Source organism: Synechococcus sp. WH 8101 (genome assembly GCF_004209775.1).
In the GTDB taxonomy this organism is placed as follows: Bacteria; Cyanobacteriota; Cyanobacteriia; order PCC-6307; family Cyanobiaceae; genus Synechococcus_C.
In genome coordinates, this window is sequence record NZ_CP035914.1 from 2,247,920 (window position 1) to 2,268,068 (window position 20,149).

The following is a 20,149-nucleotide window of genomic DNA, read 5'->3' on the forward strand; positions in this document are numbered from 1 at the left end:
TCAGCATCAGGCGTAGAGATTGCGTAGACCGTCTTCACTGGCGGGAGCCACGCCCCGTTCGGTGATCAGCGCCGTCACCAGCCGGGCCGGGGTCACATCAAAGGCGGGGTTGAAGCCTTCGCTGCCATCGGGGCTGAGTTGCACGGTGGCCAGCTCACCGGCTGCCGGCTCGCCATCCACACGCCCCTGGATGTGGGTCACCTCCCGGGCACTGCGCGCTTCGATCGGGATCTCCGCCACACCATCGTCGATCGTCCAGTCGATCGTGGAGGCGGGCAGGGCCACATAGAAGGGCACGTCGTTGTCGTGGGCGGCGAGGGCCTTGAGATAGGTGCCGATCTTGTTGCACACATCACCGCGGCGGGTGGTGCGATCGGTGCCCACGATCACCGCATCCACCTGGCCGTGCTGCATCAGGTGGCCGCCGGCGTTATCCACAATCACAGTGTGGGGCACGCCCTCACGGCCCAGCTCATAGGCCGTGAGCGAAGCGCCCTGGTTGCGGGGGCGTGTTTCATCCACCCACACATGAATGTTGAGGCCGGCGCGGTGGGCCTTGTAGATCGGCGCCAGGGCCGTGCCCCAATCCACGGTGGCCAGCCAACCGGCGTTGCAGTGGGTCAACACATTGAAGGGCTGACCCTGGCGCTCAGCGGGCCGCGCCGCTGCCAGCTGCTGGACAATCGCCAGGCCGTGCTCGCCAATGGCCTCGCACATGGCCACGTCTTCATCGGCGATAGCCGCCGCTTCCGCCTTGGCCGCCTCGGCCCGCTCAGCTGGGGGGAGCGGCGCCACACGATCGCGCACCCGCTCCAGGGCCCAGCGCAGATTCACCGCCGTGGGCCGGGTGGCATTGAGCTGCTCAAACGCCGCCGCCAGTGCGGCATCGCTCGGGTCCACTTGCAGGGCCAGCATCAGCCCATAGGCGCCGGTCACGCCGATCAGAGGCGCGCCCCGCACCACCATCGTGCGAATCGCCTCAGCCGCCTCGTCGCAACTGCGCAGCGTGCGCGTGGTGAACTGATGCGGCAGCTGGATCTGATCGATCACCCCGATCGAGCAGCCATCAGGCTCCAACCAGATCGTGCGCCAAGGCTTGCCGTCGATCTTCATGGGATGCGTTGCCGGGGCCAATGCTCCATGCTGCCCGTCGACCGCACCAGTCGCCCGTCAGCCCCATGCCCCTGCGCCGCCGCCAGCTGCTCCAGCTCGCCGCCGCCGGCGCAGGCAGCGGTGCCTGGTGGCTGCTCGGGCAACAGCAGCAGCCGGCCACGGCGGCCCCCAGCAGCACCCCTGATCTGCGCCTCGGCCTGATCAGCGACCTCAACAGCAGCTACGGCTCCACCACCTACATCCCGCAGGTGAGCCAGGGCCTCCAGCAGCTGCTGGCACTGCAACCCGCCCTCGTGGTGTGCGCCGGCGACATGGTGGCCGGCCAGAAACGGGGCCTCAGCGCCGGCCAGCTGGATGGGATGTGGGAGAGCTTCGCTCGCACGGTGCTGGCACCTGTGCGCCAGGCCGGCCTGCCCTTCCTGCCGGCCGTCGGCAACCACGACGGCTCACCCGGTTTTGCAGCCGATCGGGCTGCCGTGCGCCGCTTCTGGACGCCGCGCCGCCAGGCCCTCGGCCTGCGCTTCGTGGATGCGGGCGATTTCCCCTTCCACTACAGCGCCCTGCAGAACGATGTGTTCTGGCTGGTGTGGGATGCCAGCTCCGGCCGTATCCCCTCCGGCCAGCTCAGCTGGGCCCGCCAGCAACTGGCCAGCCCTGAAGCGCGCCAGGCACGGCTGCGGCTGGTGGTGGGGCACCTGCCCCTCGTTGGCGTAAGCCAGGGGCGTGACCGTGCCGGCGAAACACTGGATCAGGCAGCCGCCGTGCAGAACCTGCTGGAGCAGGGCCGCGTGCAGGCCTACATCAGCGGCCACCAGCACGCCTGGTTCCCCGCCCGCCGCGGCCAGCTGGACCTGATCCATCTGGGGGCGATGGGCAGCGGCCCCAGACGGCTTCTCCAGGGAGGCATTCCGCCTCAGCAGACTTACACCACCCTCGACATCAACTGGCCAGAGAACTCCCTGGCGGAGACCACCTATGCGGTGGCCAGCGGCCAACCCGTGGCCTGGAGCCGCCTACCCGCCACCTTGATGGACCGCACCGGCGGCCTCAACCGCAACGCTCAGGCGCGATCAATCCGCCGGTAGCCGAACCAATCCGGCACCTGGGGCTGGCTCAACCCCTCGGGATGGGGATCGAGTTGCAGATGCCAGCGCTCACCACCGAGCAACTCCAGCTGCTCGATCGCCAGGCAGTCGTCCACGGCGCAGAGATCATCCTTGTGCTGCTGCAACGCGCCTGAGAGCCACTGCCGCTTCGCCGCCGCCTTGGCCGCCTGAGGCGAGCGCGCCACCACCAGCCCGAAGTGGTGCAACTCCGCCAGGGAATCAGGGCGGTAGGCGCCCAGGTTCACAAACCAGAGCCGCTCGGGCCGGGGCGCGGCCGGCTCGCGCACGAGGCGCACCGCCCAACCATCGATCGCCCGCACCGCCATGTAGCTGTCGAGGTGCAGGCCCTCACGCCTCCCGAACCACTGCCGCCGCAGCTCGGGGAGGGTGTCATCGATCGAGGCCCCCGCCACAAAGCGCACATCGTGCAGCTCGATGTGACTGGTGGCGGTGTGGCCCCCCAGCACTACCAGAAACAACTGCGTGTGGTCAGCCAAGAGCTCCATGGTCAACATTCCAGCAGCTGTGAGATGGCTGGCGCGATGGGCGGTGCATTGGATGTGGTGGTGGTGGGTGCCGGACTCTCCGGGTTGATCGCCGCTCGCCGCTTGATCGAACAAGGGCAGCGGGTGCGCGTGCTGGAGGCGCGGCCACGGGTGGGGGGCCGCATGGTGAGCCAGACCCTCAGCGACGGCAGCGTGGTGGATCTGGGAGGCCAGTGGGGAGGCCACACGCACCACCGCTTCGCGGCGCTACTGCAGGAACTCGGGCTGAATCGCTACCCGAGTTACTACGCGGGCGACGGCATCTTCTGTTGGCAAAGCAAGCGCATCAAGGCCCCACTGGCGGAGCGTTTTGAGGACAGCCTGGTGTTCTTTGAGCCTGGGGCCCTCGACCTGGATGCGAAGGAGCTGGAGGCAACCCGCGCACTGCAGCAAGCCTTCACCGCCCTCGTCGCCCAGATCAACCCACGCCAGCCCTGGCTCACCCCCGATGCCGAACGGCTGGATCGGCTCACCGTGAGCGCCTGGGCTGCCGAGCAGACCAACCTGCCCCTGGCCCATCTGCCCCTCGACTGGCTCTGCCGCGTGGGGGGGTCGGGCGGCTTTGAACCCTGGGAAGCCTCGATCCTGCACCTCGCTTGGACCCAGGCGGTGGCACCGCAGACCGAGACACCGGAAGCCTGGCTGGTGCAGGGAGGGGCAGGAGCGGTGAGCCTGCAGCTTGCTGCGGACCTTCGGGTCCGCAGCCCGGAGGCCCTCGTGCTGGAAGCCCCGGTGCTGGCCATTCAGCAAAACGAGGCCATGGCAACCGTGCTAGCCGAGGGGCTCGAACCGCTGCAGGCCCGTGCGGTGATCGTGGCGGTGCCACCACCGCAGCGGCAAGCGATCCGCTTTGAACCGCCCTTGCCCCCGGCACATCAAGCCCTGCTGCAACGCACGGCCATGGGCGGCATGACCAAGATCCTCACGCGCTACAGCAAGCCCTTCTGGCGCGAGCAGGGACTGAACGGTCTGGGGACCGGTGAACAGCCTTGGCTGGATCTCACCGCCGACAGTGGCCCCCCTGACGCACAACCGGCCGTGCTGGCCAGCTTTGTGGCGGGCGAGCGGGCCATCACCATGGCCGCACTGCCGGAGGCGGAACGGCGAGCGCTGATCCTCAAGGATCTGGTGAGTTATTGGGGCCCCGACGCCGCCAGCCCCCTCGATCTGGTGGAACACGCCTGGAATGGCGAAGCCTGGACCGGCGGTGCCTTCACCAGCTTTCCAGCACCAGGCAGCTGGACCAGCCATGCCCGCCTGGCTGCTGGCACCGAGGGTGGCCCGGCTCCCGCCAGCCATGGGCGGGTGTGCTGGGCGGGAACGGAGGTCTCCCCGCGCTGGCCTGGCTATTTCGAAGGCGCCATCGAGGCCGGGGAGCTGGCCGCATCAACCGTTGCCCGACACCTGAGTCCATGAAGGATCTGCTCTACATCCATGCAACGAGTCGCTGCGAACATGAGCGTCTGATAGATCAAGCAGAACTGCACGGGATCGACATCAGCCCCGACCAAATCGAGGCCGCGCGGCACACCTCATCAGGATGAGCAGCATGGATCTCTTCTCGCAGCAATGGGCCTCCTATCGGGCCGTGGTGGAACACGACCTGATGGGGCATCGAGCGGTAGCGGCCACCACCGCCGCCACCTTGGAACTTTGGTTCGCCGCGCGTCCAGAAGGGGCCCGAGCGCCACGGATGGTCGACCTGGGCTGCGGCGATCTAGCCCTGCTGGCACCCCTGCTGCATCGCTTGCCTTTGAGCTCCTACACGGGCCTGGATCTCACAGCGGAGGTGCTGCCCTTGGCACAACAGGCCCTGGGTGAGGTCTCCTACCCCTGCCGCTGGGTGGAAGGAGATCTGCTCGGTTGGGCGAACGATTCAGCAAGCGATGACGAGGAACCGGTCGACATCCTTCACTCCGCCTTCGCCATCCACCACCTCAGCGACCAGGAGAAAGAGACGCTGCTCCAGCGCTTGCGCACCCGGATCGCACCTGGAGGGCTGTTCCTCTGGGTGGATGTGTTCCGCGAACCCGGCGAAAGCCGCAATGCCTACGTACAGCGCTACCTGCACCGCATCGCCAGCAGCTGGCCCCAGCTCTCAGCCCAGCAACAAGAGCACGTCTGCCACCACCTCGCCACCTACGACAACCCTGCGGATCGCGGCACGATTGAAGCGAAAGCCATCGCTGCGGGATGGCAGTGGCGCTGGGCCTGGAACAGCACGCACCAGGCCGAAGCGATGGCCGTGCTGACGCCGGCCTGAACCTCAGCTGTGCTCCCGCAGAAAACGGATCGTGCTCTGCAGCTCCTCGGCGAAGCGATCGATCTCCGCAAACGTGGTGGTGAAGCTGAGACTGGCCCGGGCCGATGCTGTGACGCCGTAGAGGCGATGCAGGGGCTGGCAGCAGTGGTGGCCACTGCGAATGCAAATGCCACTGCAATCGAGCAGGGCGGCGATGTCGTTGGCATGCACCCCATCCACTAAGAAAGTGGCGAGAGCGCCACGACCGGGCTGCTGCTCCGGGGTCGGGCCGAGAATTCGCACCCCGTCGATCGCCTCGAGCCGGCGAAACAGATGGCGGGTGAGCTGGGCTTCCCAGGCCTGAATCGTCTCCAGCCCCAGGCTCTGCAGGTAGGTGATCGCCGCCCCCATGCCGATTGCCTCACCAATCGCCGGCGTACCGGCTTCAAATTTGTGAGGGAGCTCCGCCCAAGTGCTGTGGTCCAGAAACACATCCTGGATCATCTCGCCACCACCCAGGAAGGGAGGCATCGCCTCCAGCAGGGCTTCCGGGGCCCAGAGAAAGCCCATGCCGGTGGGGCCGCAGAGCTTATGGGACGACCCCACAAGAAAATCAACACCGAGAGCGCCCACATCCAGCGGCTGATGCGCCAGGCTCTGACAGGCGTCGAGGAGCACTTTCGCGCCCAGTTGCCGGGCCAGGGCCACCACCTCCGGAACGGGATTGCAGCAGCCGAGGGTGTTGCTGATGTGCACCAATGCAACCAGCCGGGTGCGCTCGTTGAGCTTGGCGCGCAGATCCTCCAGATCCAGGCTGCCGGATTCAGTGAGACCCACATGGCGCAGCACACAACCGGTGCGCTGCGCCAGCAACTGCCAGGGCACCAGGTTGCTGTGGTGCTCCATCACGGTGAGGAGCACTTCATCGTCCTCGCCGAGATTGGTGTCTCCCCAAGTGCGCGCCACAAGGTTGATCGCCTCACTGGCATTGCGCGTAAAGACGATCTCGCGGGAGCTGGCGGCGGCAATGAAACGCGCAGTCGTCGTTCGCGCCGCCTCAAACGATTCGGTCGCCCGGGCGCTGAGCTGATGGGCGCCGCGGTGGACATTGGCGTTATCAGCGCTGTAGTAGTGCTGCAAGGCCTCGAGCACCACCCGGGGTTTCTGGCTGGTGGCGGCGTGATCGAGATAGATCAGGGGCGTCCCATCAGGGGTGGCCTGGGCCAGGATCGGGAAATCGGGGCGCGTGCGCTCGGCCAGATCGATCGCCGGTGTCACCCGCTGCGCCGAGGCGTCAACGCCAGAACGATCGGCGCTGGCAATCATGACGTCACCTCCGCCAGCAGACCATCCATCACCTGCCAGACGGAGGCCGCGGCCGGCAGATGATCCACCACCTCCTGGCAGTAACCGCGCAAGAGCAGGGCGGCCGCATCTGCCGCCGCGATCCCTCGGCTCTGCAGATAGAAAAGCTCATCGTCTTGCAACTGCGACACAGTGGCGCCATGGGCGCATCGCACGTCGTCGGCAACGATCTCGAGCTCGGGCTTGGTGTCGATCCGGGCTCGATCCGACACCAGCAGATTGCGACTGAGCTGGGCCGCATCGGTGCGCTGAGCCTCGCGAGGCACCTGAATCGCCCCATTGAAGATGGCGTGGGAGCGACCACCGACCAAGCACTTGTGCAACTGATCGAGGCCGCCATCCGGCCCGTTGAAACGCACGGCCGAATGGGTGGCCAGCTGCTGATCCTCACTGGTGACCGCCAGCCCGCGCAGGGTGGTGCTCGCGGCTCCATCCACCTGCACCACACGGGGTTCCTGCCTGGCGAACGACCAGCCCTTGACCACGGAGGTGAAGGCATAGGAGCTGCGCGGCTCCTGCTCAACAGCGCAGTGGGCGAGCAGGGAGGGGCTGCCATCGGCACAGGCGATCAGGCCGTGCCGCAACGTCGCTTCCTGACCGAGATGCACTTCGAGCAAATGGCTGTGGGCCGTGGCTCCTGCCCCGGGGCAAACCTGCAACAGTTCCAGTTCGGCTTTCTCTTCCAGCAACAGCAACACCCGAGTCGCGGTGAGACCATCGCCTCCGGCCATCACCAGCTCCAGGGGCGGCACGGCTCCACGAATGCCCAGGGCGAGCACCTGGCCGGCCGAAGCGTGATTGAACTCCACCGGCCAGTCAGCAGCGCAGGCACAGCGATCGAGCGTGTGGCCAAGGGCCTGCTCCAGTTCAGCCGGTTGGAGAACCCGGACGCCCTCCGGCAGGGACACCCCCTCCAGGGGATCGCCCACGCCATCGAGCACCAGCCGCAACACCGCCGGGGCAGGAGCAGGCCACGCCGTTGGGGCGGGGGAGGCACTGAGGGGCAGGCGGGTCAACGCCTCCAATCGCTTCAGGTCGGTGAGTCGCCAGGCCTCCTCACGTCTAGTGGGGAGCCCCATGCGTGCGAGGGCCTCCCTGCCCCGCTGCTGCACCGGCGCGAGCACTGTGCGCGACATCGTCAGGCCACCCCCTGTGCGGCCAATTCCCGGTCGACCCAGTCGTAACCGGTCTGCTCCAACTCCAGGGCCAGCTCCCGACCACCGGTGCGGAGGATCCGACCAGCCGCCATCACATGGACGTAATCAGGGGTGATTTCATCCAGCAAACGCTGGTAGTGGGTGATCAACAGCGTGGCGTTATCCGGACCGGCCAGCTGATTGACACCAGCCGCCACGATGCGGAGCGCATCGATGTCCAGGCCGGAATCCGTTTCATCGAGAATGGCCACCACCGGCTCCAATAAAGCCATCTGAAGGATTTCATTGCGCTTCTTCTCACCGCCGGAGAAGCCTTCATTGACGCTGCGCTCCAGAAAGGCGGGATCCATCTGCACCACCTGGAGCTTTTCGCGCACATGGTCTTCAAACTCGAAGGTGTCGAGCTCGTCCAGCTCCCGGGATTGACGCCGGGCGTTGGTGGCCACCCGCAGAAATTCCAGGTTGCTCACACCGGGAATCTCCACTGGGTATTGGAAGCCGAGAAACACGCCCAATCGGGCGCGTTCTTCCGGCTCCAGCTCAAACAGATCGCGGCCGCGGTAGCGCACCGATCCAGCGGTGACCCGATAGGCGGGATGACCTGCCAACACCTTGGACAGGGTGCTCTTGCCGCTGCCATTGCGACCCATCACGGCATGGATCTCACCGGCACGCACCTGCAGGTTGACGCCCTTAAGGATCGGCTGATCCTCCACGCAGGCGTGAAGATCGGAGATCTCGAGAAGCAGCTCGGCGTCGGGGCGGATCACGTCGGGGAAGCGGAAGGATTGAGAAACTGATGGGGAAGCAACAGAGAACAGGTGGTTTCAGGCCGAGCCTCAACCCACCGAACCCTCGAGCTTGAGAGCGAGCAGTTTGTCGGCCTCAGCGGCGAATTCCATCGGCAGCTGATTGAACACATCGCGGCAGAAGCCACTCACCATCATCGACACGGCTTCTTCAAAGCCAATGCCGCGACTCTGCAGATAAAACAGCTGGTCTTCTGAAATTCTGCAGGTGCTGGCCTCGTGCTCAATCGCCGCCTGGGGCTGCTGCGAACGAATGTAGGGATAGGTGTTGGCTGCCGCCTGGTCGCCGATCAACATCGAATCGCACTGACTGTAATTGCGAGCCCCCTTAGCCGAAGGGGCCATCTGCACCAGACCGCGATAGCTGTTGCTGGAACGACCAGCACTGATGCCTTTGCTCACGATTGTGGAGCGCGTGCGTGGCCCCACATGCACCATCTTGGTGCCGGTATCCGCTTGCTGGCAGTTATTGGTGAGCGCCACGGAGTAAAACTCACCAACGGAGTCGGCACCCTGCAGCACACAACTGGGGTATTTCCAGGTAATGGCTGATCCGGTTTCCACCTGGGTCCAACTGATGCGACTGCGTGCACCTCGACATTGTCCACGCTTGGTCACGAAGTTGTAGATACCACCCACCCCGTTCTCATCCCCGGCATACCAGTTTTGAACAGTTGAATATTTGATGGAGGCGTCATCGAGGGCGACAAGCTCCACCACAGCCGCATGCAGTTGGTTGGTGTCGAACATCGGCGCGGTGCAACCCTCGAGGTAACTCACCGATGCACCTTCTTCAGCCACGATCAGGGTGCGCTCGAACTGACCGGTATCGCCGGAATTGATCCGAAAATAGGTGGAGAGTTCCATGGGGCACTCCACGCCCTTCGGGATGAACACAAAGGATCCGTCACTGAAGACAGCGGAATTGAGCGCCGCAAAATAGTTGTCGTTACTGGACACCACAGTGCCCAGATAACGCGCAATCAACTCCGGATGCTCCTTCACGGCTTCGGCAAAGGAACAGAACACAACACCGTGCTCCGCAAGTTTCTCTTTGTAAGTAGTGGCGATCGACACACTGTCGAACACGGCATCCACGGCCACATTACTGAGGCGCTTTTGCTCATTGAGAGGAATGCCGAGCTTCTCGAAGGTTTCAAGAAGCTTTGGATCCACTTCATCGAGGCTGGCCTTCTTCTCCTGAGGCTGCTTCGGAGCCGCGTAATAGACGATGTCTTGATAGTCGATCGCCGGATATCCCAGTGCCGCCCAGTCGGGCTCTTCCAGGGTCAGCCAGTGGCGATAGGCCTTGAGCCGGAAATCGAGCAAAAACTCCGGCTCGCCTTTCTTGGCCGAGATGAGGCGCACCACATCTTCACTAAGGCCCTTAGCGATCTTGTCAGTGGCAATATCAGTGACAAAACCGTATTTATACGGCTGACTGACGAGATCGCGAGTGGAGACACTGGTCATGGTGATTATCCCGCGGAAGCGTGGATCTCCTCGGTGCTGATGGTCTGGGCATCACCGCGGAAAGGATTGTCTTCGGTGAGGAAGAGCATGCAGTGGCACTCTTTGCGTTCCCGCATCGGCACACAGGGGCAGTTCCAGAAGGCCTGCGACACCTCCGCCTCCTTGTCTTCGTAGTGACGACAAGGGCAAAGGGCACCACCAAGTTCGTCCTTGTGCCGGGCAAGCCCCTTGAGCACCACAGCGGTCACACCGGGGTCGCTGCAGAAGTAGGTGCCAGTGCGCTGGGCGTAGGTTTCGGCGAATTTCCGGATCACCTCAAGGCTTTCGGCCGTGGGCTCCGGGTTTCCAGCGGACGGGTCGGTCATGAGGCTCGAACGGGAATGCGGATGGCAGGGGCAGAACCAAAACGGTGGAGACGACCTACCAGCCAACAAATACGAAACATTCGTGTTTCGTTTCTGGAGCCTAGGGCAAAGGTCCGTCCACCGACGGCTCGGGCCATTCTCACCTGCTGCCGCCAAGGGATCGGATGTCGTCTGCGCACTGACGGACACGAAGCCCGTTTCTAGGTTTCGGCGTGAACGTCCAAGACTGCCCCCATGGCTATCGCTAACCGGTCCGCTGCGGAGTGGCTCGGCCCCGAGGCCGAGCTGATCCTGCAGGCTCCCGCCAAGGTCGACCAGAAGCGCCTCCATCTTCCCGGACCCGAGGTCGTCGATCGCTTCGCCCTCTCCGATCGCAGCCCCCAGGTGCTGCGCAGCCTGCAGCAGCTCTATGGCAGTGGCCGCCTGGCCAACACCGGCTACCTCTCGATCCTGCCGGTGGATCAGGGCATCGAGCATTCCGCCGCCCACTCCTTCGCTCCGAATCCCGACTACTTCGACAGCGAAGCGATTGTGGAGCTGGCCGTGGAGGCAGGCTGCAACGCCGTCTGTTCCACGCTGGGGGTGCTGGGTTCGGTGGCGCGGCGCTGGGCCCATCGCATTCCCTTCATGGTGAAGCTGAACCACAACCAGCTGCTCACGGCTCCGAACGTTCACGAGCAGATCCTGTTCGCCTCCGTCGACCAGGCCTGGGACATGGGCGCCGTGGCCGTGGGTGCCACCATCTATTTCGGCAGCGACGACTGCAACCGGGAGCTGCAGCAGATCGCCGCCCTGTTCGAGCATGCCCACGACCGGGGCCTGGCCACGGTGCTCTGGTGTTACCTGCGCAATCCGATCTTCAAACAGCCTGAGGCGGACTACCACCTCTCGGCTGACCTCACCGGCCAGGCGGTGCATCTGGGCGTCACCATCGGCGCCGACATCATCAAACAGAAACTGCCCGCCAATAACGGCGGCTACCCGGCCGTCGCCAAGGCCCTGGGCCAGTCGTTCGGCATGACCGACGATCGGATCTACAGCGAGCTCTGCAGCGACAACCCGGTGGATCTCTGCCGCTACCAAGTGCTCAATTGTTATGCCGGCCGGATCGGGCTGATCAACAGTGGCGGCGCTTCCGGCAGCGATGACCTGCATGAAGCGATCCGCACCGCCGTGATCAACAAGCGCGCCGGCGGCAGCGGTCTGATCATGGGCCGCAAGGCCTTCCAGAAACCGCGTGGCGAAGGTGTCAGCCTGATCCAGGCGGTGCAGGACGTGTATCTGAGCCCCGAGGTCACCATCGCCTGATCGCGCCATGGCCGGACCCGTCAACCGCCGAACTGGCGTGGCATCGTGTGAGCACGACGTTTAACCCATGGGCGCACACGCTCAGGCTCCCACCCGTGAAACCACCCTCACCCTGCTGTTGCGGCAGGGTGAGATGAGTGCGGCCGATCTTGCCGAGCAGCTTGGGATTTCGGTGCAGGCGATGCGCCGCCACCTGCGCAGCCTGGAGGACGACGGCCTGGTGGAGTCGAAACCAATGCCGGTGGGCCCGGGTCGCCCCTCCAACCTCTGGTGCCTCACCAGCCGCGGCCGGCAGCATTTCCCCGACGGCAGCGAACACTTCGCCCTCGGTCTGCTCAATTCCATGGCGGCCACCCTCTCGCCGGAAGCCATGGCGTCACTGCTTAGCCAGCAGGCGCTCGAGAAGGCGAGTCGTTACCGGCAGCGGGTCGGTTCCGGTCCGCTGCAAGACCGCATTGCAGCCCTCGCAGACCTGCGGCGCCAGGAGGGCTACGTCACCGAGCTCAGCCACGATCCCGACAGCAAGGGCTGGTTGCTGAGCGAATTCCACTGCTCCGTGCAGCGCATCGCCGAGGAATATCCGGCGGTGTGTGACCAGGAGCTCCAGCTGATCCGCCACACCTTCCCCGACTGCCGTGTGGAACGGGTGCACTGGCGCCTGGAAAAGGGCCATTCCTGCGGTTTCCGCATCAGTCCGCACCATGGCTGATGCGCCCGCAGGGTCGAGCAGTCCTCTCGATAGCGACGCGATCGCCCGAATCGATGCCACCCAGCTTCCGATGCGGGAGCGCCATCACCTGCGGCTGATCGCCCATTGCCTCGCCAGTTTTCAAGACATGGCCGGCGCCACGCCACGGGGGCCGCTGCCCTCGGCGCAGCAACAGCAGACCTGGATCCAACGCCAACCGCCCCTGCTGGGTGATCCCGGCTTCGCGCAGCTGCTGCTCAAGCAGTTCGCCAGCGCCGCCCGTCAACTCGAGCAACTGGCGGAGCAGCGTCAGTGCACACCCCTCGAGCTGACCCTGGAGGATCTGATCGCCGAAGCGCAACGCCTCCACCGGCTGCAATCATCCTGAATGGCCGAGACGCCCGTCCGCGACGCTCCATGACCCTCGTCATCCCCGACGCCCTCAGCTTCTTTCAGCGGAGCAGTGGCCGCTGGCGCTCCCAGCGCAGCGTGCATCACCTGCTCCATCGCCGCGCCGAAGCGGGCGGATCGCTGATCGTGGTGGAAGACCTCAGCGCCGATGATCCCCGCCTTCGCACCATGGCGGCACAACAAGGGCAGGATCCCGACCGACTGGTGGGTGGCAGCCGGGTGCGCTGGAGCGCCTCGATGGCCTGGGATCAGGAGGGTGAGGCCCACGACGGCGAAAGCGTGATCGGCCTGATCCCCGACGGGGTTGATGGACGCTCCGGTGTGTTGCTCAGGGATCTGGGCTACGCGGAGAAAGCCCCGGCCACCTCCCGCTTCTGGATGGACGAGCTGGACGGCCTGCTGTTGAGCACCGACTACGAAACGATGAGCGTGTGGGAGCGCTTCAGCTTTGCCGGCCCGGATGTGCGCCTGCGTTCGAGCACGGTGGAGGGGCTCTCCAACAACGCCTCTTTCTGCCTGGAGCTGCGCGTCAGCGACAGCCACCCGGCCAAGACGCGCGCCGATGAAGCTGCTGGGAGAGAAGCAACGACCACGACGCCGGCAGCGCTCTCACCCCTGGGCTGGTGAGCCCAACCTGTCGCCGCGGCGACGACTATTACGGACTGTGAGTGCTGCGCGCTCCAGCCAGAGCCTCCCGAAGCCCTACTTCTACGATCGCCAACGACGGTTGCTGTAGCTCGCGTGGCCCTTCCCCTTCTGAAGTACGCGCCCACAACGCAGAACTCCCGCGTGGAGGCCTATCGCGTGGGTTCGGACGAGGATCCCAAGGCCGCGTCCATGGACAAGGCCATGGACCGGGAAGATCAGAATTTCGTGATCGAGGCCGCCTACCGCCAGATCTTCTTCCACGCCTTCAAAGTGGATCGGGATCGGACGCTGGAATCCCAGCTGCGCACCGGGCAGATCACCGTGCGTGACTTCATCCGCTCCCTCTGCCTGTCGGACACCTTCAACCGCAGCTTCTACAACCTCAACAGCAACTACAAGGTGGCTCGCCACCTGGTGGAGAAGCTTCTCGGCCGCACCACCCATGGCCAGTCGGAGGAGATCGCCTGGTCAGCCGTGCTAATGACCCGGGGCGTGCGCGGCATGGTCGACGACATCCTCAACAGTGAGGAATACATGGAGGCCTTCGGTTACGACACCGTGCCTTATCACCGCAACCGGGTGGTGGGCTCCCGTGAGGTGGGTGAAACCCCCTTCAACATCACCTCGCCCCGTTACGACGCCTACTACCGCGGCATCCTCGGCTTCCCCCAGATCGTTTACACCGGCACGGCCAAGTCGCTGCCCGCCCGTGCGGCCCAACGCCGCGGCGGTTACCCCGAGGACTACATGTCCTGGGTGCGCAGCCTCCCCGCCATGCGGACCAGCTCAGCCGCTGCCTCCTCGGCCGGCATCGACTACATGGCCAAGGTTCCTTACCGCAGTGTCGGCCGCTGATCAGCGCGAACAGTGCATCTGCGGGGGCCGAGGCCCCCGCTTTTTTTGATGTCAGCGCCCCAGGCCAGGTGGTCAGAAGATGCTGACCGCAAGGGAATGCGGTGATCGCAATCCTGATCTTTGCCGCAAACTGATCCCAAAGAAACCTGGAGATTCTCTCCGTGACGCAAGCTCTCTCCTCCCTCGCCCGACTAACGCTGCGTCAACTGCGCCAGATGGCGAGCGATCTCGGGGTGACCCTCTACAGCCGCAAGAGCAAGGAAGACCTGGTGTCGGCCATTGCCGAAAAGCAGGAGCGTCGCGGCGGTGACCTCAAAGCGATCGAAGCCGAACTGCACGCTCCCTCCAAGCCGGAGTCGAACACCCGGGTGGTGTTCCTGCCCCGGGATCCCCAGTGGGCCTATGTGTTCTGGGAGATTTCCGACACCGACCGCCGACGCGCCCAGAGCGACGGTGCCGCCCATTTGAGCCTACGCCTCGCCGATGTGACGGGCATTCAGGACGGCAGCGCCCATCCCCACACTCTGCAGGAAGTGCCGGTCGACAGCCACAGCACCGAGTGGTACCTGCCAGTTCCTCTCTGCGATCGCGATTACCGCGTCGAGCTTGGCTACCGCCAGGGCAGCAGCTGGATCTCCCTCGCCTTCTCCTCGGTGGCCCGGGTGCCCGCTCTGCACCCCAGCGATCAGATTCTTGATCAGTTCGTGCCCTTCAGCCTCGATGCCACCCCGGTGGCCGAGCCGTTGCCGGTGGCACCGATCGAGCCGAGCGACAGCGGCCTGCACGAGCGTCTCTACCAGAGCGCCACAACCCACTTCCGCAGCCGTCGCGTCGGTTCCGAGGTGCTGCACGAGCGCGACCGCAACGAAGCCGATCAGTACGGACTCAACGCATCCGGCGCCGGCCTGTGGGCCAGCGGCCGCAACGAATCCGGTCTGGGAGGCGTCGCCCCGCGTCAGCGTGCCTTCTGGCTCGTGGCCGATGCGGAACTAATTGTTTATGGCGCCACCGATCCCTCGGCCCGTCTGACCATCGGCGGTGAAGACGTGCCGCTGTCCAGCGACGGCACCTTCCGCATCCAGGTGCCCTTCCGTGATGGCGAGCAGGTGTATGCGATCGAAGCCACCGCGGCCGATGGTGAGCAGAAGCGCAACATCACCCTCAACTTTGAGCGCGTCACCCCGGAAGACAACAGCAACCCCGCCAGCGAAGCCAAAGCCGAGTGGTTCTGACGCGGTGGGCATGAACTCCACCACAGCCCTGCGCTGGTTCGTGGCCATCACCCCCCTGGCGGGGGCGATGGCTTTCCCCATCGTGGTGCCACTCACCATGGCCCGGGTCGGCATCGGCGCAGGTGTGGCCGTGGCGCTGGTGCTGAGCAGCCTCTGGTTCGTGGCGATGTTGCGCACCGCTGAGATGCCCCACTGAGCTTCACTCCAGCCAAGGAGCACCGGCAGTCAGGGGAATCCTTCCTGTAGCGCGCGCTGGCTTGCATGGGATGGCTGAATAGGAAGCTGATGGGAGGCCTCAGCGCGGTGGGCTTGGCCCTGCTCACAGCCAGCTGCAGTCAGCCGGGGCAGCTGCTGGGCCATGCACTGCCGGAACCACCGCTTCCGCCCGGGATCAACGTGGCCTTTAACCATCGCGATGGCGCCCGCTACCGCAGCCCGCTCACGGGCCAATGGCGCAACGGAGACAACCTGGAGCAGCTGGTAATCGAGGCGGTGGAGACCGCCCGCTCGGAGATCCTGATGGCGGTGCAGGAGCTGGCGCTGCCTGAGATTGCCAGCGCCCTGGTGCGAGCCCAAAAGCGGGGCGTGCGGGTGCAGGTGATTCTGGAAAACACCTACAGCACCCCCTGGAGCGACCTGCATCGAGCGGATCTGGCACCCCATGGCCGGCATCGACTGGCGCAGCTCGAAGCGCTGGCCGATCGCAACCACGACGGTGTGCTCAGCGCCGAAGAACGCCACAACGGCGATGCGGTGGCGATCCTGACGCGGGCCGGTGTGCCCCTGATCGATGACACCGAAGATGGCAGCAAGGGCAGCGGCCTGATGCACCACAAATTTGTGGTGATCGACCGGCGCCTGGTGGTGACCGGCAGCGCCAACTTCACCAGCTCGGGGATGCATGGCGATGCGGGTGCCGCCAGCACGCGCGGCAACGTGAACCATCTGCTGCAGATCGCAAGCCCGGAACTGGCGGCGGTGTTTGCGGCGGAGTTCGCTCGGATGTGGGGTGATGGCCCCGGCGGTCGTCAGGACAGCCGCTTCGGGCGCGGCAAAGACAGCGGCGGTGTAGAGACGGTGCCAGTGGGCGACACCCGGATTGAGGTGCTCTTCGCCCCCCACGCCAAAGCCAATCCCCACCACGGCCTGCGGCTGATCGGAGAGCAACTGGCGGCAGCGCAACGGAGCATTGCCATGGCCCTGTTTGTGTTTTCAGCTCAGGAGTTGGCGGATGTGCTGCAGGAGCGGGTGCGGGATGGGGTGGAGGTGCGCCTGTTGGCGGATCCAGGCTTCGCCAGCCGCTCCTTTTCGGAGGTGCTCGACCTACTCGGCGTGGCCTTACCGGATCGCTTCTGCAAGCTGGAGGCCGGCAACCAACCGTTCGAAACGCCACTGCAGGAAGTCGGCACTCCCCGACTGGCCCGCGGCGACAAACTGCACCACAAGCTCGCCGTGATCGATGGCACAACCGTGATCACAGGCAGCTTCAATTGGAGCCCCTCAGCGGCCCATCAGAACGATGAAACCCTGATGGTGATCCACTCACCCCAACTGGCCGCGCATTTCAGCCGAGAGATCGATCGCATGTGGCGGGGCGCCGAGCTGGGCATCACGGCTCGGATGCGCCGCAAGCTGGAACGGCAACAAGTGCGATGCGGCAGCAGCGAGCAGCGGCAGTGAGGGTGGTGACCCTGCGATGACCCGCCTCGGCAGCGGATCACTCGGCCAACAACTCTCTCAGTCGCCGGTAGGCGGTGGCACCAATGGCCAGGGTTTGCTCGAAGCTATGAAAGTGGAGCAGATGCAGCGAGCGCGACACCCGCTCAAAGGATTTCAAACGGCGGAATTGAATGATCGTGGAGCGATCCAAGCGTTGGAATCTGTCGGCTGGCAACAGGGCTTCCCATTCGCGGATGGGTCGCCTCAACACGATGGGATCGCGATCCTGAAGCTGGAGATGGGTCTGCACACGCATGCCCGCCACCCAGAGCACCTCATCAAAAGGCACAAAGTCCTTCCCTTCCGAGAATGTAGACTCCAGCCAGAATCCGCTATCGACAGGGGTATTTGGCGTGAGTGCTGGCGGCGCCTGCAAACGCTCGAGGCAACGCGCCAAGCGTTCTGGGCGGATCGGCTTCAAAAGGTAATCACGCACGCCGGCATCAAAAGCGGAAACGGCAAAATCGCTGTAAGCGGTGGTGATCACCACGGCGCAGCTGGCCGGCAGTAATGGAAGTAAGGCTGAACCGTGGTCGGAACCCAGCTGCAGATCGAGGAACACCAGATCAGGCCGGTGAGAGTGAACGGCCTGGATAGCCCGGTCCAACGAACGCGCCCTGGCCTGCACCTTCACCTTCACCTTCACCGTCTGCGAAGGCATAGCGCGAAGCATCGCCTCAAGATGCTCCAGAGCAGAGGGTTCATCATCAACCAAAAGAGCGTGGAGTGGTTGCACCGCCTTGAATGGGAAGTGAAAGCGTCACCGTGACGAGGCCATTCTCGCTGGAAGCCGTGAGTTGTGCGGCATCGCCGTAGTGCAGCTGCAGCTGACGACGGATGAACTCCAATCCATACCCACCACAACCAGAGCCCTGCCAGGAGCCACTGTTCCTCACTTGCAACAACATCTGATCACCCTGCCGACGACACGCCACAGACACCTGCAAGGCCTGATCATCGACAGAACTGCCATATTTGAACGCGTTCTCCACCAAGGGTTGGAGCAAATATCGCGGTAGCTGGATGGACAGCAGCTCAGCATCCACGTCCTGCCGATACGACAGAGCATCACCAAAACGCAGATCTTGCACAGTGAGATAACTCTCCATGGCATGCAACTGACGATGCAAAGGCTCAAGGGCGTCGCCTCGCTCGGTGGCATAACGGAGATAATCAGCCAGCCCCGTTGCTGCATCTAACACCCGATTGGGATCGTGCCGACAAGCAACGATGGCATTCAAACCATTCATCAGAAAATGCGGCTGAAACGCCTCATTTAGCGACCGCAACTGCATTCTCAAAGCACTCCGCTCCTGCTCAAAACGAAGGAGCTCGCTACGCCTTAAATCTCGAATCGCAAGCAGAAACGAATAGACATTCGCCCACATCAGCAGACGCATTGCCATCGAAAGGAGATAAAAGAAAAACCCATGCCAGAAATATGGTCGCACCGTCGAATCAGCAGCCCATAAAACGCACTGAAGAGCGAGAGAAAAAATAATTGCAAACACGGCGCACAAGCCCAGCACGACGATGAAGCGTCGCCACGCCTTCAAACCGGGTCGCGCCTCAACCCTGCCGTGCACCCAACTACAAAACAAAATGCCACAGATCAACCGGGCTGCAACAAACCAGGCTGGGGGAACAATGCCAGGGCGGACTGATTGCAAAAAGGCAGTGAATGCCACCAAAGTGACAAGCCAAAACGCCAGATTGAACCCAAGGAACCAGTAGCGCTGCAACCGTTGAGCCAAGCCTTTCAGAGCAGTCGATGAGGGGGCAAGCATGGAACAAGATCACCCGGGCGAACCATGGGCACTCAAGCACAACCAGCTGCCTAATTAAAAAAGCAAGAGTCCAGCGGATCGACCATTTGACGATCAGGACGGATTCGGAACAACATGGAGCCGACTTGGAACACAAGAACCCCAAAAAGAATTAAAAATCAGGATAATAGATTAATTGCATTAACCCAAGCCTCTCAAGTGAGCAACGTCATTCAATTAGTCGACAATGATGATAATTCAATCGTTAATACTGGCGAGCACACTGCCGTCAATGGCAGCCTATTTTTCAGCGGAGCAAACAGCGAAAATCCGAACGATACAGAACTCTGGAAATCAGATGGCACACCGGAGGGCACTGTCCGAGTTAAGGATATTAATCCAGGGAGTAATGCATCGAATCCGTCTCATTTAACAGCCATTGGCTCAACTGTTTACTTTGCTGCGAATGATGGCAATGGCAACAAGCTCTGGAAGTCAGATGGCACAGATAGCGGCACTGTTGTCGCTGAAGACGATAACTCGAGAACTTTCGCGGATCCAAAGGGATTTGCAGTAATTGATTCAACTCTCTACTTCACAACTTATGACGAAGATAATCTAGGCGAACTTTGGAAAACCGACGGCAGCAGCAGCGGTACAGCACTGATTAAAGCAGGAATAGCAGGTTCACCAAATAGTCCTAGGCCCACGAACGAGCTTAAAGCGGTTGGATCAGAGCTCTATTTTGCGAACTATACCGACGAGTTGGGATTAGAACTTTGGAAGCATGATAGCGAATCTGGAAATACGGGAATTGTCAAAGACATTGCACCAGGTGAATCATATGGAATAAAGAATGGATCTTATCCTGGTCGGTTTACGGCCAACGGTTCAACGCTTTATTTTGTCGCCGAAAATAGCACCTATGCCGGTGAACTCTGGAAATCAGATGGCACCGAAGCCGGAACAATACTTGTCAAAGATATCAGACCAGGCTCAGCACACTCGAACATGTCGAACCTAACATCAATTGGCTCGGATATTTACTTTACGGCTGATGATGGACTGAAGGGCACCGAACTCTGGAAATCAGATGGCACCGAAGCTGGAACAATACTTGTTAAAGACATCAGGCCGGGATCCCTTTCTTCAAGCCCTAACAGCCTGGCCGCTTTTGGGTCAACTCTTTACTTTAGAGCCAATGATGGTTCAAACGGCTTCGAACTCTGGACATCCGATGGCACACCGAAAGACACGAACCTCCTCAAATATATCAGGCTGGGATCTTCAAGCTAAACTCCATCTTCGTTCACTATAGCCGAATCAACATTATTTTTCAGAGCTAGC

At 63.0% G+C, this 20,149-nt stretch carries 22 protein-coding genes; 13 read left to right on the forward strand and 9 right to left on the reverse strand.

Annotated features, from left to right (window positions below):
• Window positions 1-6 precede the first annotated feature (6 nt).
• Entirely contained in the window at window positions 7-1,113 is a 1,107-nt protein-coding gene (gene mtnA / locus SynWH8101_RS12015; protein WP_130129955.1) for an S-methyl-5-thioribose-1-phosphate isomerase, read from the reverse strand.
• Between the two features lie 65 nt (window positions 1,114-1,178).
• Here mtnA and SynWH8101_RS12020 point away from each other — a divergent pair, with 65 nt between their 5' ends.
• On the forward strand, window positions 1,179-2,198 hold the full coding sequence (locus SynWH8101_RS12020; protein ID WP_130129956.1) for a metallophosphoesterase: 1,020 nt from the start codon (window positions 1,179-1,181) through the stop codon (window positions 2,196-2,198).
• On the opposite strand, the gene SynWH8101_RS12025 is transcribed toward SynWH8101_RS12020, so the two are convergent.
• Window positions 2,174-2,725, reverse strand: coding sequence for a DUF1543 domain-containing protein (locus tag SynWH8101_RS12025; protein WP_130129957.1), 552 nt, complete (start codon window positions 2,723-2,725; stop codon window positions 2,174-2,176). The genes SynWH8101_RS12020 and SynWH8101_RS12025 overlap by 25 nt on opposite strands.
• Before the next feature lie 24 nt (window positions 2,726-2,749).
• On the opposite strand from SynWH8101_RS12025, the gene SynWH8101_RS12030 reads away from it, so the two are divergent.
• From SynWH8101_RS12030 to SynWH8101_RS12035, 3 genes are read left to right on the forward strand one after another with little or no spacing between them, the layout of a single operon-like run.
• A complete protein-coding gene (locus SynWH8101_RS12030) occupies window positions 2,750-4,180 on the forward strand; it encodes an FAD-dependent oxidoreductase (RefSeq protein WP_130129958.1) in 1,431 nt (476 codons plus the stop codon).
• Window positions 4,177-4,308 carry a class I SAM-dependent methyltransferase gene (locus SynWH8101_RS14310; protein ID WP_217350135.1) on the forward strand — a complete coding sequence of 44 codons (132 nt, stop codon included), beginning with the start codon at window positions 4,177-4,179 and terminating at the stop codon, window positions 4,306-4,308. Before SynWH8101_RS12030 ends, SynWH8101_RS14310 begins: the two co-directional genes overlap by 4 nt.
• A 5-nt stretch (window positions 4,309-4,313) precedes the next feature.
• A complete protein-coding gene (locus SynWH8101_RS12035) occupies window positions 4,314-5,027 on the forward strand; it encodes a trans-aconitate 2-methyltransferase (RefSeq protein WP_130129959.1) in 714 nt (237 codons plus the stop codon).
• Between the two features lie 3 nt (window positions 5,028-5,030).
• Here the strand turns inward: SynWH8101_RS12035 and SynWH8101_RS12040 are convergent, their stop codons facing one another.
• The 5 genes from SynWH8101_RS12040 to SynWH8101_RS12060 all read right to left on the reverse strand — a co-directional run bounded on the left by SynWH8101_RS12040 (window position 5,031) and on the right by SynWH8101_RS12060 (window position 10,175).
• On the reverse strand, window positions 5,031-6,332 hold the full coding sequence (locus tag SynWH8101_RS12040) for a SufS family cysteine desulfurase (protein WP_130129960.1): 1,302 nt from the start codon (window positions 6,330-6,332) through the stop codon (window positions 5,031-5,033).
• A complete protein-coding gene (locus tag SynWH8101_RS12045; protein ID WP_130129961.1) occupies window positions 6,329-7,507 on the reverse strand; it encodes a SufD family Fe-S cluster assembly protein in 1,179 nt (392 codons plus the stop codon). The genes SynWH8101_RS12040 and SynWH8101_RS12045 overlap by 4 nt, the downstream gene beginning before the upstream one ends.
• 2 nt (window positions 7,508-7,509) lie before the next feature.
• On the reverse strand, window positions 7,510-8,298 hold the full coding sequence (gene sufC / locus SynWH8101_RS12050; RefSeq protein ID WP_130129962.1) for a Fe-S cluster assembly ATPase SufC: 789 nt from the start codon (window positions 8,296-8,298) through the stop codon (window positions 7,510-7,512).
• A 69-nt stretch (window positions 8,299-8,367) separates the two neighbouring features.
• Window positions 8,368-9,810, reverse strand: coding sequence for a Fe-S cluster assembly protein SufB (gene sufB / locus SynWH8101_RS12055; protein WP_130129963.1), 1,443 nt, complete (start codon window positions 9,808-9,810; stop codon window positions 8,368-8,370).
• Between the two features lie 5 nt (window positions 9,811-9,815).
• Window positions 9,816-10,175 (reverse strand): ferredoxin-thioredoxin reductase catalytic domain-containing protein, encoded by a 360-nt coding sequence (locus SynWH8101_RS12060; RefSeq protein WP_007101519.1) that lies wholly within the window; start codon window positions 10,173-10,175, stop codon window positions 9,816-9,818.
• Between the two features lie 234 nt (window positions 10,176-10,409).
• Here SynWH8101_RS12060 and SynWH8101_RS12065 point away from each other — a divergent pair, with 234 nt between their 5' ends.
• From SynWH8101_RS12065 to SynWH8101_RS12100, 8 genes are all read left to right on the forward strand, one after another.
• The gene (locus SynWH8101_RS12065) at window positions 10,410-11,483 is read left to right on the forward strand and encodes a class I fructose-bisphosphate aldolase (protein ID WP_130129964.1); all 1,074 of its coding nucleotides are present in this window, start codon (window positions 10,410-10,412) and stop codon (window positions 11,481-11,483) included.
• A gap of 67 nt (window positions 11,484-11,550) precedes the next feature.
• Window positions 11,551-12,192 carry an iron-sulfur cluster biosynthesis transcriptional regulator SufR gene (sufR, locus tag SynWH8101_RS12070; RefSeq protein ID WP_130129965.1) on the forward strand — a complete coding sequence of 214 codons (642 nt, stop codon included), beginning with the start codon at window positions 11,551-11,553 and terminating at the stop codon, window positions 12,190-12,192.
• Entirely contained in the window at window positions 12,185-12,559 is a 375-nt protein-coding gene (locus tag SynWH8101_RS12075; protein ID WP_130129966.1) for a hypothetical protein, read from the forward strand. Before sufR ends, SynWH8101_RS12075 begins: the two co-directional genes overlap by 8 nt.
• Before the next feature lie 29 nt (window positions 12,560-12,588).
• Window positions 12,589-13,209, forward strand: coding sequence for a phycobiliprotein lyase (locus SynWH8101_RS12080; protein WP_130129967.1), 621 nt, complete (start codon window positions 12,589-12,591; stop codon window positions 13,207-13,209).
• 114 nt (window positions 13,210-13,323) lie between these two features.
• On the forward strand, window positions 13,324-14,085 hold the full coding sequence (locus tag SynWH8101_RS12085) for a phycobilisome rod-core linker polypeptide (protein WP_130129968.1): 762 nt from the start codon (window positions 13,324-13,326) through the stop codon (window positions 14,083-14,085).
• Between the two features lie 161 nt (window positions 14,086-14,246).
• Complete coding sequence (locus SynWH8101_RS12090) at window positions 14,247-15,317, forward strand: DUF4912 domain-containing protein (protein WP_130129969.1); 1,071 nt, start codon at window positions 14,247-14,249, stop codon at window positions 15,315-15,317.
• A gap of 10 nt (window positions 15,318-15,327) precedes the next feature.
• A complete protein-coding gene (locus tag SynWH8101_RS12095; protein WP_007101512.1) occupies window positions 15,328-15,513 on the forward strand; it encodes a hypothetical protein in 186 nt (61 codons plus the stop codon).
• An 89-nt stretch (window positions 15,514-15,602) separates the two neighbouring features.
• Window positions 15,603-16,997: a phosphatidylserine/phosphatidylglycerophosphate/cardiolipin synthase family protein gene (locus tag SynWH8101_RS12100; protein ID WP_254427964.1), complete on the forward strand. Its 1,395-nt coding sequence runs from the start codon at window positions 15,603-15,605 to the stop codon at window positions 16,995-16,997.
• A gap of 37 nt (window positions 16,998-17,034) precedes the next feature.
• Here the strand turns inward: SynWH8101_RS12100 and SynWH8101_RS12105 are convergent, their stop codons facing one another.
• Window positions 17,035-17,709, reverse strand: a complete 675-nt coding sequence (locus tag SynWH8101_RS12105) for a LytTR family DNA-binding domain-containing protein (protein WP_254427965.1) — start codon at window positions 17,707-17,709, stop codon at window positions 17,035-17,037.
• A 34-nt stretch (window positions 17,710-17,743) separates the two neighbouring features.
• A complete protein-coding gene (locus SynWH8101_RS12110) occupies window positions 17,744-18,823 on the reverse strand; it encodes a sensor histidine kinase (protein ID WP_130129971.1) in 1,080 nt (359 codons plus the stop codon).
• A gap of 114 nt (window positions 18,824-18,937) precedes the next feature.
• Here SynWH8101_RS12110 and SynWH8101_RS12115 point away from each other — a divergent pair, with 114 nt between their 5' ends.
• The gene (locus SynWH8101_RS12115) at window positions 18,938-20,098 is read left to right on the forward strand and encodes an ELWxxDGT repeat protein (RefSeq protein WP_130129972.1); all 1,161 of its coding nucleotides are present in this window, start codon (window positions 18,938-18,940) and stop codon (window positions 20,096-20,098) included.
• The last annotated feature ends 51 nt before the right edge of the window (window positions 20,099-20,149 follow it).